The sequence below is a fragment of the Holdemania massiliensis genome, from assembly GCF_022440805.1.
Taxonomy (GTDB): domain Bacteria; phylum Bacillota_I; class Bacilli_A; order Erysipelotrichales; family Erysipelotrichaceae; genus Holdemania; species Holdemania massiliensis_A.
This window is the reverse complement of record NZ_JAKNTK010000001.1, coordinates 323,442-336,678: the sequence shown is the minus strand read 5'-3', so window position 1 is coordinate 336,678 and position 13,237 is coordinate 323,442. Positions and strand designations below refer to the sequence as shown.

Below are 13,237 nucleotides of genomic sequence, written 5' to 3'. Positions count from 1 at the left end.
TTGATTTACTATTTTCCCAGCTGTCAGTTTCAGGCTGCCCATCCGGAAACCTCTGCAAGAATAAAAACTTATCTCAAACAGCGCTGGAATGCAGAAATAGTGGGATGCTGCAGATCTTCATGGTCTATTCAGGATGATGATCTGCTTATTACAGTTTGCCTGAGCTGCCAGGCTATTCTCCAGGAACACTTTCCAAACTGTACTGTAATTCATGTTCTAAGCTTATTCGAACGAGATTCTGAGTTCTTCTGGCCGGATTATAAAGGTGTGTCAATCACGGTGCAGGACTGTGTTCGCGCATCACTGCAGCTTCGCTGTCAAGTCCGTCAGGCTTTAAGGAAGATGAACTTCATCATACATGAACCTCAAGTTCAGGCAGCTGCCTGTGGAACTCTACTCATGAATCCAATCAGCGAGCGTAATCTGATCAGCGCTCCTCATTATTTTGAAGAGCTGAAAAAATCCGTGACCTGATCCCTCTTCAAAAGCAGCTGACTTTATTACAAAGTCAGGTAGATGCTTATCCTGACCGCAGAGTTGTTACTTATTGCAACAGTTGTTACAAGGCAATGACTCCGTTTGACATTATAAACTTGCATCTCCTCGATCTTATATTTAATCCGCATGCAGAATGAAAAGGGGCAGTGAGGAAATTAACTGTCCTTTTCCTGTATCTTTAACAATTTCCTGATCCAATCCTTGATTTACTTGTTAAAGTTGTTAAATCATATTTACATTCATACTGCTGATCAGAGAAAAGAACTATTTTGAGATAGCTTTTTATTTTTACATAGATTGAATGCAGTTAACTCTATCTCCAATATATCCTCACTCTGTAAACTTAACTATCTCAAGATTCTGGATATAATTGCAGCCCGTTTTTGAATCTTCCGAGTCCGTGGAATCACAGTAGAAATTCTGCATTCTTACAAGAGAATAGTCTCCCTGGTGATCTACTACTTCATTATTTTCAATCACAATGTCCTTCTGCGTTATCGCATAAGCTGTATGATAGATATTCGTGCCGCCCCAATTTTCGATTGATTTTCCGATGTCATAGTATTCCGGATGCTGCTGAATATCTTGATCATAATAGAAATAAAGCATCACTTCTGAATGATTATTCTCATCCAGGATAAAATCCGCTCTGACCAGCAATGAATCATAGAGATGGTGCAGAACAGCGAAATGAATTGAAGAATGATCATCGCTGTTTTCAAGCGTAAAACTATGATATTCTCCGTTTTCTCCGACATCAATCAATGTTAAGTCTTCCGGAAGTGCTGATTTTTCTCCATAGAGTTCAATGCACATCTCTTTTGACAGATCCCCGGAGCAACTTTCTGCCGGAATCGTATCAAAAAACAGAGAAAAATCAACAGCGTTCCACTGACTCTCAGGATACGGTCTGCTTTCTTCGTTAGAAGTCATCGCCGGTGTTGCGGTCGGTACACTTGCATCCATCTCTGGCGGCACTGTTGGATCAGGCTGATTTACTTTTGCGCTGCATCCTGCAATTAAGACTAAAGACAGAATGATCACAGATTTCTTCATTGATATTATCCTCCTATTATTTCCACAATTTTATCTAAGCTGATATTCATCATCAAACAACTTAAAATGAAAATCTTTGCCATCGTTCAGAGTACATAATAACCTTGTTACTCCATAAGCTCTAAACGATAGGCATGATCGACATAATCTAAGTAATTTACAGGTTGGAAATCATCCGGAAAACGATAGAATAGTTTACCTTTATGCTGCGAATCCGACATTTCATTTGGAAAGGATTCGAGATCACTTTTCTGCAAAAATACAATTCCATCTTTCCCTAATTCATTGCAATGATTTCCTATTTCAATAATGATTTGAGATTCTTCAATATTTTCGACCGAAACAACGACATAGTCTGCAAAAATACAAGGATTATTTTCTGCAGAAAATCGAGGTTCACGGTAGGCGTTATCATATGAGTAACGATTTTCGTGTTGACTGACCTCAGGTATCGTTTGGGTATCTGGAACATATTCCGTCGTTACCCTTGGAGAATTCGTCGGGACTGGAACCTTTACCAAGTTCTTGGCAGAACTTCCACATCCTGCAATAAGAAATAAAAACAGAAATAGAGCTGCACGTATTCTCATCTTCTTTCCGCCTTTCCTTTGACTTGAATTTGTTTCATTGATGATATTAAGCTCGTCCTTCATTTCTTGTTTTTCTTTTGAGATGAGCCAAGTCCAGCTTTACATCAGAAAACTCAATGATTTCCGGATCGTGGCTCACGACAACTACGGTTTTTCCTGCATTGGCAAACTCCCTCATCATGTTCAGCACAATTTGTTTATTTTCAACATCCAACGAAGCCGTTGGCTCGTCCGCGAGAATCAGATCTGGATTTTTTAACAGTACTTTGGCAATCGCAATGCGCTGTTGTTCTCCGCCGGAAAGCTCATAGACTTTTCGATTCAGCATATTCTCAAGCTGCAGTTTTTTTAAAGTAGACTGTATTCGTTTTTCACGATTTTTCATCCGCTTAATCTTATAAACCATATTAAAGTTTTGTGCGACTGTTTCATTTTCAATCAAGCCAAAGTCCTGGAAGATAAACCCCACTTTCTCTCTCAGCATCTTTCTTTTCTGAGCACTTTTGACGATTTTTTTGCCATTGTAGAAAATATCTCCCCCCTGATAAGGCTCAATAAATCCGATAATATCCAATATCGTTGTTTTCCCGCAGCCACTTGTTCCATACAGACAGTTGATTTTTCCGCTGGTAATTTTCAAATTCAAATTGCTAAACAATTCATGTTTGCCATAACACTTGCGCAAATTCCTAATCTTTATCTCCATCGTTATCTCCTTATTCTATTACACTGAATCAGATAGATCAGATACATGCCAACTTCGGCCGAACCCAAACTGACGATTGCATAAAAGAGTGTTTTTCCTATCGTTATTTGTTTTAGAACCAAGCAAACAACAACAGCCAACATACTAGCGCTCGCAAATTTCAGAATATACTTCTGTGCGGAGTAAGGTCTCATTCCCTCTGTCGCCGCCAAGAAATACCGCTTTCGATTGTTGTCGATATCGACTTCCAAAAGAAACTGATTGGCTAGAATATAAGCTAAAAGCAGAACTGTGAACTGAACTAGATGATCCACATTGTTGGCATTATAATTACGGAAAGTTCTCTCGAAGGCTTCTCTCAACGGTTCCATTTTATAAGCTGGTGTATAGCCATGCTGCCAGAACAGACTGTCAACATATTCCTGAGCCTCAGAAACTGATCCGTCATAGTAAATGATCCTGTAATTGAGCTGTCCCTCATACCCCGGTTCTTCCGGCATATAGACTACTGGAAGATCTTCAATTTCATCGCTGAAAAGCAGTCCAGAAGGAATATAACTTTGTAATTTGACCTTAAGATCAATCCAATGGACAGGCAAAGGGGATAACAAGCCACTCAAAATTTGCCCTTGTAATTTCTCTCGGTCGATCTCGATCCCTTCTTTAAGAAAGATATAAATTTCCTGCGGATTCATCGTTTCATCCCAAAGTCCTGTCTGTCTTAAATAAGATTCATCCACAACGATGATTTCATCCAGTTGATTGGGATCAAAGGATGCATAGTCATCAATCAGAATTCCTTTGCCCATATCAAACAATCCATTATTCCAGATGAAATCATCACGCAGTGAAATATAATTCGCAGAGGCCATATCCAGATTATAAGCGATAGAATTGAGACTATTTGCGAAGATATAGTAGTTATTCAGGCTTTTCGCTGCATGATCATGCCGAACATTCATGATGACAAAATCTTTGACATAGCCGTAAGTTGATATCATAATCGGAAGCATAATAGTGACAGTCACAGCTTTGATAATATACGCGGCAAACTGAACTTCCTTTAGTTTATTCTTTCCTTTACTGGAAGATGTTATCGGAACACCCGCAATAATTCCATAGAAAATCAAGGAGACAAAACATTCTATAATGACCAGCTGAAACAATTCAATGCCATAAAGCATCATGAACGCCGTGTAAGTGTTAATGCTGCCTCCATAATAACCAAAAAGCATTAAGCTAAACAGCAGGAAGAAAATTATAATGCTTATAAAAAAATCCTTGAGAACCATCATGCAATAGATCCTAAAACTGCTGTAGCCTTCCATTTTATACAAAGAAATTTTTTTCTGCAGTGAAAATATTTTTGAGCCTAAGATTAAAGTGATAATAAAAATTACAAAAAATTTAATCTGAAGATCTTCAAAAGGATTATCAATATAGGCAAAATCAGACAGTTTTTCTGCAAATATCGGATTTGGCTGACGAATAATATTCATTCCCGGATATTTATCAGTAAGCTGATTAATGAAGTTATTAAAATGGGTCTCGCCGTCACCTTCCAGATTATATAAACTATAAAATCCTGCTTTATTGATGCTGTTTAAGATGGAGGTGACCCGATAACCAGCATCCGAAAATATGAAAGCAACTCTGCGGTCTTTCTGCTGGGCAAAAGAAGAGTATTCATGATCTGCTGAGGTAACATCGACTTGCCCTTTTTCTAACAAAAAGGCTTTTTGGGTGTCTTTAGCATTGCTGGATAAATAAAATGATTCTATGTGGATTCCGCCTTCATCGACTTCAGCATTTCGTAAACTGACTACAAGATGATTGCTCACTGCTAATTCATTTATGGTCTGAAAATATTCCCGACTGTCGAGTTCAATTAAATATTGATTATTTTCAATCGTTAGACCCGCTTTTTCACAATTTTCAGAATCATAGTATCGCTCGTATTCTAAAAAACGAAATTCACTTAATTGGTTAAATAAAGGATATGTAAACCAAAAAGCAATAATAATCATCAAGAATGATAAAATCCCAATATTTTTCTTCATATTTCACCTCTATTTATAGTTCGATTCTTGATCTATCCCTCATTTCAGAAAGCGCTTTCTTATACTTTTAAATTTACTTTTCAAATCTACATATGTCAATATAGGTTGTGGGATTGTAACAAACTCTTCATTATTCCTTCATTTTTCGATAAAAAAATCCTCTGCTCCATAAGGAACAAAGGATTGATCTGAGTTATTGCTTATCGCTGGACACGTCCGGAACCATCGCCGCCAGCTAAGGCTTCGACTTCTTCCGCACTGACCAAGTTGAAATCACCGTTGATTGTATGCTTCAATGCAGAAGCCGCAACTGCGAATTCGAGAGCTTCGCCCTGTGTTTTCTTGGTCAGCAGACCATGGATCAGACCCCCAGAGAAGGAATCGCCGCCGCCAACCCGGTCAACAATCGGATTGATTTCATAACGCTTGGACTGATAGAATTCCTCGCCGTCATAGATCAGAGCTGACCAGCCGTTATGCGTGGCCGAGAAGCTTTCCCGCAGCGTGGTGCAGACAGTCTTGAAACCAAACTGAGTGCGCATCTGTTCAAAAATGGTCTTATAGCCATTCAGATCCAGCTTGCCGCTGGAAACATCCGTTCCCTCCGGCTTAAAGCCCAAGCACAGTTCAGCATCTTCTTCATTGCCGATGCAGACATCAACATACTGCATCAGATCTTTCATGACGGCCTGAGCTTCGGCGGGTGTCCATAATTTCTTGCGGTAATTCAAATCGCAGGATACCGTTACGCCATGTTTCTTCGCTGCGATGCAGGCGGCTTTGGTTAATGCCGCACCGTTTGCGCTGATCGCCGGTGTGATGCCTGACCAATGGAACCAATCGGCCCCTTCCATGATCGCATCAAAATCAAAATCTTCCACGGAAGCTTCGGCAATCGAAGATCCGGCACGGTCATAAATAACCTTGGAAGCCCGCATTGAAGCGCCAGTTTCCAGATAATAAATGCCAACCCGATCACCGCCGCGGGCGATGTAATCCGTGTGGACGCCAAATCGACGCAAAGCATTGACGGCTGACTGACCGATTTCATGTTTCGGCAGTTTGGTCACATAATACGCATCATGACCATAATTGGCCAGAGAAACTGCCACATTCGCCTCGCCGCCGCCGTAAACGACGTCAAAGGAATCGGACTGAACAAAACGAGTATTGCCCGGAGTGGACAGACGAAGCATGATTTCGCCTAATGTAATGATTTTCATAATAAGTTTATCCTTTCCTTATGCTGCATTCTTCAGATGGATCGCAAAGCCGCCGATTTCGCCTTCAAAATAAGCGAATTTCAGATGTCCTTTCGCGTCAAACTGCTTTGTTTCCTCAACAAACTTGTAACCGCGGGCTTCAAAGTAACGAACTGCGCGGTCAACCGAATTCACGGTATAACAGATATGACCATGCGTTCCGCGGCCATTTTCGTTCATGACTTCAACGGTCTCTCCCGCAAAGAAGCTCTTGGAGGTTGCGCGGACATCACACTGCAGCAGTCCTGCCATTTCATTGGCAATGCCCTCAGAAGTCGACGGCGTCGCATTGATGCCGACATGATCCAGTTTCAGACCTAACATCGTCTTGACTGCCTGCTGTGTCAGTTCCTTAATCTTATCGAATTCACCATTGGCAATCAGCTTGGAATCGATCATCCAGGTGCCGCCGCAGGCGACGATCCGATCATACGCCAGATATTCGCAGATATTATTTTCTTTGACGCCGCCGGTTGGCATAAAGTTGACATTCACATAAGGAGCAGCCAGCGCCTTAATCATCTTCAGACCGCCTAACGGCTCAGCTGGGAAGAATTTAACCGTCGTTAACCCGAATGACAGCGCCGCTTCAATATCGCTGGCATTCGCGCAGCCCGGCAGAATCATGATGTTTTTAGACTGGCAGTAACGGACAATTTCTGGATTCAGGCCCGGTGAAACAATGAACTTTGCCCCAGCCTCAATCGCATCGTCGACCTGCTTTGTTGTTAACACGGTGCCGGCACCCAGAATCATTTCCGGGAACTTCTCGTTGATGATCTGCATTGCTTTTTTGGCATGTTCTGTCCGGAAGGTGACCTCAGCGACAGGCAGACCGCCCTCGCACAGCGCTTTTGCCAGCGGCTCAGCGTCTTCTACCCGGTCGATTTTGATGACCGGCACAATGCCGATCCGGCTGATTTTTTCTAAAATTGCATCCATGATTTCCACTCCTTTTCCTTGAATGAGTTGATACACTTCTAGTATACATGCTTTCCCTTAATTGTAAAGAGTGATTCTAACTTTTTTTTAGGTATTTACTAATATACTAAAAATATTTTAGGTCGCATTCAGGTCTGGCTTGACTTTTTCCGGCTCCTCTGGAACAATATTCTTTAGAGAATAAAGGAGGGATCGCAGGTGAACTCAATCGAAGAACAACGTCTGCTTTTTTCACAGATTATGGACTTGCTTGAACATCATTTCGGACCGCAGTGTGAAATTGTTCTGCATGACAACACGAAAGATTATGCCCATACGATTATTGATATCCGCAACGGACAGATCAGCGGCCGGCAGATCGGCGATGGCGGCGGAGCTTGGGGTTTGGAGGTTCTTTCCAGCGAACAGACTGAATCGCACCGCTATAATAAGGTCATGGTCACCGATGACGGCCGGATTATCCGCAACAGTTCGATTTTCTTTCAGAATGAACAGGGACAGAATATCGGCTCGCTGTGCCTGAATACCGATATCACTCCGTTAGTGGAAGCACAGAAAAAGCTGGATTCGTTTACCTTGCTTCCGCAGGAAGAAAATAACGCAGGCAAAGAACCGTTTACCAATGACGTCAATCAGATCCTGGAACTGCTTCTGCAGGAATGCCGCAAGCACATGGATAAACCCGCAAAGGATATGAATAAGGAAGAAAAGATGGAAATCGTACGCTTTCTCGATCACAAGGGAGCTTTCCTGATTACCAAGAGCGGCGATAAAATCTGTTCCTTCCTCGACATCTCCAAATTTACGCTTTACAGCTACCTGGATACAATCCGCAAAGAAGGCACCGATGAATGAGGCCCTGCGCAGCGCCGGACTGGCCTGCCTGAAGCTGCTGAACGATGCGGGTTATGAGGCTTGGTGGGTCGGCGGCTGTGTACGTGATGGGTTATTGGGACGTCCTGTGCAGGATATTGATATTACCACCTCTGCACTTCCGGAACAGATAATGGAATGCTTTCAAACTCAGGGGCACTCCGTCATTCCGACGGGAATAAAGCATGGCACAGTCACCATTTTGATGCAGGATTTCCCGATTGAAGTCACCGTCTATCGAACCGACAAGGATTATCAGGATCATCGTCATCCGCAATCAATTCAATTTGTCCGTTCTTTAAAGGAAGATTGTGCGCGCCGGGACTTCACGATCAATGCCCTATGCTGGCATCCTGAGCTTGGCTTTCAGGATTATTTCAGCGGGCAGCAGGATCTGAAAGAGAGAAGGATCCGCTGTATTGGTGATCCTTGTCAGCGGTTGGATGAGGATGCCCTTCGGATACTGCGGGCGCTGCGGTTTTCCGCAGCTTTAGACTTTACGATTGAACCTGAAACGCATTCCGCACTTTTTCAAAAAAAGGAGCTGCTGCGGGTTCTTTCCGCAGAACGCATTGCCCGGGAAATAGAGAAAATGGTAATCGGTCAGCGTTGGCATGAAGTCTTCACTGCCTATCATGAAATACTGGCAGTCTTATTTCCACAGCTTCCTGTTCTCCAATCACCGGCAGCCATCCAAAAGGCTTTCGATGCTTTCCGCTTATGTCCCGAGGTTACGCTGCCACGAATGGCCTGCTTTTTTCTTGAATCAGATCAAACTCCGCTGACGTTCTGCCTGGATCAGGCTCAGCGCTGGAGCCGTCAGTTAAAGTTTTCTAATCATGACCGGAAACGGTTGATCCAACTTGTCCAGAATCAGAACCGCCCACTGCCAAAAAATCGAATTGATCTGCGCCGGCTGATTTGTGAGCTGCCGGATCTGAGTGTCGAATGGATTCAGCTTCAGCAGGCACTGTGCCGCCTCAGCGTGAAACAAGCTGGACAGTGGATCGCTGCGATTGAGGAAATTCAAAATTCTGATTGTTTAACCCTGAAACAGCTGGCAATCAACGGCTATGATCTGATTGCCGCCGGCTGTCCGAAAACGCAGATTTCCGCCTGTTTAAATCAAACGCTGTCCGCGGTGATTGAAGATCAGGTACCCAATCAAAAAGAAGCACTGTTAACCTATGTTCGTCAACAAGCAAAGCCGGAACCTCAGGATTAAATTTTCCTGAAATTCCGGCTTTTATTAATTCTGACAATTAATCCAAACTCGCTGTGTTTACTTCCAATTCGTTGTAAAATATCCGTTTTCCTGAATGGATTCCAAAGTTCTCCACATTTGAACCGCATGGGTCAGTCCCTGTTCATAATCCGGCATCGGCCAGCGGAAAAACTCAAAGGTTGCGGTACCCGGATAGTTGATGGAGTTCAATGCTTCGATCACTTCAATCCAGTTGACGGTGCCAAATCCAATCGGCAGATGCTCATCCTTTTTTCCATTGTTGTCATGCAGATGGATTTCATAGAGTTTCCGCCCCATCCGCTGTACAGCAGACGGGATATCTACACCGTCGACATTCGCGTGTCCGACATCCAAACAGAAACCAACGTTGTCCAAATTGACTTCTTCCACTAGGTTAATCAGTTCGTCGATCTGACTGTAGAAGCGCCCACCGTAGATATTCTCGATCGCCAGCCGAATTCCTTTTTCAGCCGCACGCTCACCAAACCAACGCAGATTTTCAACAACCCGCCGATGGGTTTCCTCGGCACCCCATTTTTCCAAGGAAGCCTGATGCACCACCTTGTTTTTCTTAAATCCACCATCCGAAAAAGTTCCAGGATGAACGACAAAAACACCTGGCTCCAGGACACTGTAAATATCTAAGCTTTTCTGCATATAATGACGCACCCGTTTTTGTTCTGGATCATCCTCGTCCAGGACCGAACCGACAAAATGATAAGACGACAGCTTCATCCCTTTCTGATTCGCCAGCGCATGAATCTGTTCGGCAAAAGCGTGATCTTCATCATCCACTTCCGGATAGACATTTTGATCCCAATACGTGTTAAACGTATGAATGTCTAACTTCAGCGCTATATCCATTAAAGCTTCCGCTTTATCAAGATCCAGTTTTCCCTCTTCATTGGAAAAATCAAAGTGCAGTGAACATTCTCGCATACTTTCCTCCTATTTCTGTCCATTCCCGACAGAACTTCTTTTTTAATTATACGGCGAAATGAAAGGGGAAACAAGCAAGCTTACCGCTATGAACAGTCCATTTCCCACTTATGAAAAGAAGTCCTCCCTCGGCAGGAAAACTTCTCAGCTGTTTGGTTCCGTGAATTTACTTTTTCCCTTTTTGGAACTGAAAACGATTGAGCAGCTGTTGAAACAACAGAACCTCAGCATCGGAGAACCCTTCCATGCACTGCATGCAGTAGCTTCGGAATTCAGACTGAATAAGATCTGAAGCGGATTTTCCTTTCTCTGTCAGGAAGATGTTCATTACTCGGCGGTCTGTATCGTTGCCGATCCGCACCACGAGGTCTTCACTCTCCATTTCTGATATGATTTCTGAGATTGTAGAGCGCTTGCTGGCGGAAATGACCGCAATTTCCTGTTGGTTGATTCCATTATGATCAGACAACAGATGCAGGATTTTAAGATGGGATAACTTCAGATCCAAAACTTTCAAGGTCTCTGATTTGACTTCATAAAATTGCTTGATCAGATCAGAAAACATGATAAAGGCCTTTGTATCTAAATTCACTACGTCCCGAATTTGATTCATGAACTCACTCCTTTCCTGGCTTCATTATAAATCAAAATTCACGGGAAACGATAGATTTTTACTGATTTTAATGTGAATTAAACGCTAATTTTCACTTTTTAGGCTTAACAAAACAAAAGAACAGGAAAACTGTTCTTTTACTTAGCAATAGGATGGATGTCAAGGATTGGAATTTCAACTGGATTGTAAATACGCGGCAGATACCAGCGCTGACACAACCCGCGGGAAACGATCAGTTCCGACTCCTTTTCATGATACAGGCCGCCTGCCCGCTTGGGAAACCAGCCTTGCCGGGGAGCGAACAATCCGTTGATCAAGCCGGGAATTCGTACTTGACCGCCGTGGGCATGTCCGGACACAATCAAGTCGAAGCCAAACTGGGCATAAATCTCTGCCCTTTCGGGCCGATGGGCAACCAGGATCGTATATTCAGAACTGTCTTTCACCTCGCCCAGATTCTTCATCAGCTGAATTTCTTCCTGGCGGTCACGATCGACATAGGCGTATTTACGGGGATCATCAATCCCACAGATAGTCAGCGTTGTTCCGCGAATCGCAATCGTTTCTTTTTGTTGTCCAGCACAGTAATGCCAGCCTGGCGTACCCGCTTCTTCACTTCTTCCAGCGTAATCAGCGTATCAATGTTCTCATGATTGCCCGTACAGTAATAACAGGGGGCGATCGCCGGTACCTGATCCAGGAACTGTTCAGCCCCTTTCAGCGGCTTGATATCATCAATGATATCGCCTGGCATTAGAATCAGATCCGGTTGCGACTGCCGCAGCTTGCTAAGCAGACGCTTTTGATTCTCTCCATAAATCGTGCTGTGCAGATCCGATACCACCGCGATCCGCACCGAAGATGAAAGCTTGGGACTGGACAGGGAATAAGCCCGCAGTTTTATCGGAAAGCTGACAAGCCAGCCCAGGAAAAGATAGAGAAAAGCCAGCCCAAGAAAGAGAAGGGCCAGCTTCATCGCCAGCCTCCCCCTGTATTGCGTATGGTTAATTCGTTCGGTTGCTTCATTGTGATTCTCCTTTTATCTGTGAATCCTGTCTGGGATCAGAACAACAGGAGGGATGGATTAATAATCCCCCATCGCAATCATTCCGTCGATGACCTTCTGAACGCCCGCAATATTCGCGGCCGTCACATAATCTTTCGGATCAAGCTGATACTGATTCATCGCCGTCTGGCACTGTTCATGAATCGACCGCATGATCCCGCGCAGCTTATCATCCACTTCCTCAAATGTCCAGGCTAACCGCATGCTGTTCTGGCTCATTTCCAGAGCCGATGTTGCTACACCGCCGGCATTGGACGCTTTTCCTGGGGCAAACAGGATGCCTTTTTCGTGATACAGTGCGATGGCCTCGTTGTCGTTAGGCATATTGGCGCCTTCCGCGACTAACAGACAGCCTTGATTCAGCAGCCGCTCAGCCCGTTCCTTGTTGATTTCATTCTGTGTAGCACACGGCAGGGCCAGTTCGACCTTCAACCCGGCATCATAAACAGAGCCTTCATGATATTCACCATGACCAGCCATTTCCGGATAGGCGGACAAGGATGTCCGCAGCTGTTCCTTAATCTTCTTCACTACGTTCAGATCCAGCTGATCATCGACAATATATCCGCGGGAATCGCTCATCGCAATGACCTGAATTCCGTTCTGCAGCGCTTTTTCCGCCGCATAGATCGCAACGTTGCCGCTGCCGCTGACAATCGCCCGCTTGCCTTGAGGATCCATCTGGTGAGCCCGCATCATTTCCAACACAAAATAGATCAAACCATAGCCCGTTGCTTCCTTGCGCGCCAGGCTGCCGCCGTAGCCTACGCCTTTGCCAGTCAGCACACCTCGTTCGCTGACCCCTTTTAAACGCCGGTACTGGCCGTACAAATATCCGATTTCTCGTGCACCGACGCCCATATCCCCCGCCGGGACATCGACATCCGGACCGATATGCTTGGACAATTCGATCATGAAACTCTGACAGAACCGCATGACTTCCTGATCACTCTTTCCTTTCGGATCAAAGTCGCTGCCGCCCTTGCCGCCGCCAATCGGCAGCGTCGTTAACGCATTCTTGAAAATCTGTTCAAACGCCAGGAATTTCATCATCCCCAGTGTGACTGCCGGATGAAACCGCAACCCGCCTTTATATGGACCTAAAACGCTGTTGTACTGTACGCGGTAGCCGCGGTTGACATGCATCTGACCCTGATCGTCCATCCACGGTACTTTGAACTGGATCATCCGCTCGGGTTCGGTTAATCGTTCCAGGATTGCCATCTTTTCATATTCCGGATGCTGATCAAAAATCAAGCTGACGGAACTCAGAACTTCCTCAACAGCCTGCAGAAACTCCGGCTGTGAAGCGTCTTTTTCTTTCAGCTGATGTAAAACTCGTTCGCAATAGTGATTCATTGTTATCCCACCTTTTTTACTATGATA

Annotated in this window: 14 protein-coding genes; 3 read left to right on the top strand and 11 right to left on the bottom strand. The window is 44.3% G+C overall.

Going from position 1 to position 13,237, the window contains the following annotated elements; all coding sequences use genetic code 11:
* Positions 1–474 (top strand): hypothetical protein, encoded by a 474-nt coding sequence (locus tag MCG46_RS01595; protein WP_240277017.1) that lies wholly within the window; start codon positions 1–3, stop codon positions 472–474.
* A gap of 354 nt (positions 475–828) precedes the next feature.
* On the opposite strand, the gene MCG46_RS01590 is transcribed toward MCG46_RS01595, so the two are convergent.
* From MCG46_RS01590 to eda, 6 genes are all read right to left on the bottom strand, one after another.
* A complete protein-coding gene (locus MCG46_RS01590; protein WP_240277016.1) occupies positions 829–1,554 on the bottom strand; it encodes a hypothetical protein in 726 nt (241 codons plus the stop codon).
* 107 nt (positions 1,555–1,661) lie between these two features.
* The gene (locus MCG46_RS01585) at positions 1,662–2,144 is read right to left on the bottom strand and encodes a hypothetical protein (protein ID WP_240277015.1); all 483 of its coding nucleotides are present in this window, start codon (positions 2,142–2,144) and stop codon (positions 1,662–1,664) included.
* A gap of 46 nt (positions 2,145–2,190) precedes the next feature.
* Entirely contained in the window at positions 2,191–2,850 is a 660-nt protein-coding gene (locus MCG46_RS01580) for an ATP-binding cassette domain-containing protein (RefSeq protein WP_240277013.1), read from the bottom strand.
* Between the two features lie 2 nt (positions 2,851–2,852).
* Positions 2,853–4,910 carry a hypothetical protein gene (locus MCG46_RS01575; protein WP_240277011.1) on the bottom strand — a complete coding sequence of 686 codons (2,058 nt, stop codon included), beginning with the start codon at positions 4,908–4,910 and terminating at the stop codon, positions 2,853–2,855.
* A gap of 200 nt (positions 4,911–5,110) precedes the next feature.
* Entirely contained in the window at positions 5,111–6,133 is a 1,023-nt protein-coding gene (locus MCG46_RS01570) for a sugar kinase (protein ID WP_240277010.1), read from the bottom strand.
* A gap of 18 nt (positions 6,134–6,151) precedes the next feature.
* On the bottom strand, positions 6,152–7,114 hold the full coding sequence (gene eda, locus MCG46_RS01565; protein ID WP_240277006.1) for a bifunctional 4-hydroxy-2-oxoglutarate aldolase/2-dehydro-3-deoxy-phosphogluconate aldolase: 963 nt from the start codon (positions 7,112–7,114) through the stop codon (positions 6,152–6,154).
* Positions 7,115–7,312: 198 nt separating this feature from the next.
* Here eda and MCG46_RS01560 point away from each other — a divergent pair, with 198 nt between their 5' ends.
* Together MCG46_RS01560 and MCG46_RS01555 are read left to right on the top strand one after the other, a co-directional pair.
* Positions 7,313–7,969 carry a helix-turn-helix transcriptional regulator gene (locus tag MCG46_RS01560; RefSeq protein ID WP_240277004.1) on the top strand — a complete coding sequence of 219 codons (657 nt, stop codon included), beginning with the start codon at positions 7,313–7,315 and terminating at the stop codon, positions 7,967–7,969.
* Positions 7,962–9,212, top strand: a complete 1,251-nt coding sequence (locus MCG46_RS01555) for a CCA tRNA nucleotidyltransferase (RefSeq protein ID WP_240277002.1) — start codon at positions 7,962–7,964, stop codon at positions 9,210–9,212. Before MCG46_RS01560 ends, MCG46_RS01555 begins: the two co-directional genes overlap by 8 nt.
* A gap of 57 nt (positions 9,213–9,269) precedes the next feature.
* Here the strand turns inward: MCG46_RS01555 and MCG46_RS01550 are convergent, their stop codons facing one another.
* From MCG46_RS01550 to gdhA, 5 genes are all read right to left on the bottom strand, one after another.
* Entirely contained in the window at positions 9,270–10,172 is a 903-nt protein-coding gene (locus tag MCG46_RS01550) for a sugar phosphate isomerase/epimerase family protein (RefSeq protein WP_240277001.1), read from the bottom strand.
* Between the two features lie 166 nt (positions 10,173–10,338).
* Complete coding sequence (locus MCG46_RS01545) at positions 10,339–10,785, bottom strand: MarR family winged helix-turn-helix transcriptional regulator (RefSeq protein WP_020225350.1); 447 nt, start codon at positions 10,783–10,785, stop codon at positions 10,339–10,341.
* A gap of 137 nt (positions 10,786–10,922) precedes the next feature.
* Positions 10,923–11,249, bottom strand: coding sequence for a hypothetical protein (locus MCG46_RS01540; RefSeq protein ID WP_240277000.1), 327 nt, complete (start codon positions 11,247–11,249; stop codon positions 10,923–10,925).
* A 71-nt stretch (positions 11,250–11,320) separates the two neighbouring features.
* On the bottom strand, positions 11,321–11,761 hold the full coding sequence (locus MCG46_RS01535; RefSeq protein ID WP_240276999.1) for a metallophosphoesterase: 441 nt from the start codon (positions 11,759–11,761) through the stop codon (positions 11,321–11,323).
* A 108-nt stretch (positions 11,762–11,869) separates the two neighbouring features.
* A complete protein-coding gene (gene gdhA / locus MCG46_RS01530) occupies positions 11,870–13,210 on the bottom strand; it encodes an NADP-specific glutamate dehydrogenase (protein WP_240276998.1) in 1,341 nt (446 codons plus the stop codon).
* Between the last annotated feature and the right edge of the window lie 27 nt (positions 13,211–13,237).

Coding starts and splice junctions, on each gene's coding strand:
- MCG46_RS01535 (WP_240276999.1), bottom strand. CDS start 11,761: ATGAAGCTGGCCCTTCTCTTTCTTGGGCTGGCTTTTCTCTATCTTTTC.
- MCG46_RS01580 (WP_240277013.1), bottom strand. CDS start 2,850: ATGGAGATAAAGATTAGGAATTTGCGCAAGTGTTATGGCAAACATGAA.
- MCG46_RS01570 (WP_240277010.1), bottom strand. CDS start 6,133: ATGAAAATCATTACATTAGGCGAAATCATGCTTCGTCTGTCCACTCCG.
- MCG46_RS01555 (WP_240277002.1), top strand. CDS start 7,962: ATGAATGAGGCCCTGCGCAGCGCCGGACTGGCCTGCCTGAAGCTGCTG.
- MCG46_RS01540 (WP_240277000.1), bottom strand. CDS start 11,249: ATGAAGAATCTGGGCGAGGTGAAAGACAGTTCTGAATATACGATCCTG.
- MCG46_RS01550 (WP_240277001.1), bottom strand. CDS start 10,172: ATGCGAGAATGTTCACTGCACTTTGATTTTTCCAATGAAGAGGGAAAA.
- MCG46_RS01585 (WP_240277015.1), bottom strand. CDS start 2,144: ATGAGAATACGTGCAGCTCTATTTCTGTTTTTATTTCTTATTGCAGGA.
- eda (WP_240277006.1), bottom strand. CDS start 7,114: ATGGATGCAATTTTAGAAAAAATCAGCCGGATCGGCATTGTGCCGGTC.
- MCG46_RS01545 (WP_020225350.1), bottom strand. CDS start 10,785: ATGAATCAAATTCGGGACGTAGTGAATTTAGATACAAAGGCCTTTATC.
- gdhA (WP_240276998.1), bottom strand. CDS start 13,210: ATGAATCACTATTGCGAACGAGTTTTACATCAGCTGAAAGAAAAAGAC.
- MCG46_RS01590 (WP_240277016.1), bottom strand. CDS start 1,554: ATGAAGAAATCTGTGATCATTCTGTCTTTAGTCTTAATTGCAGGATGC.
- MCG46_RS01575 (WP_240277011.1), bottom strand. CDS start 4,910: ATGAAGAAAAATATTGGGATTTTATCATTCTTGATGATTATTATTGCT.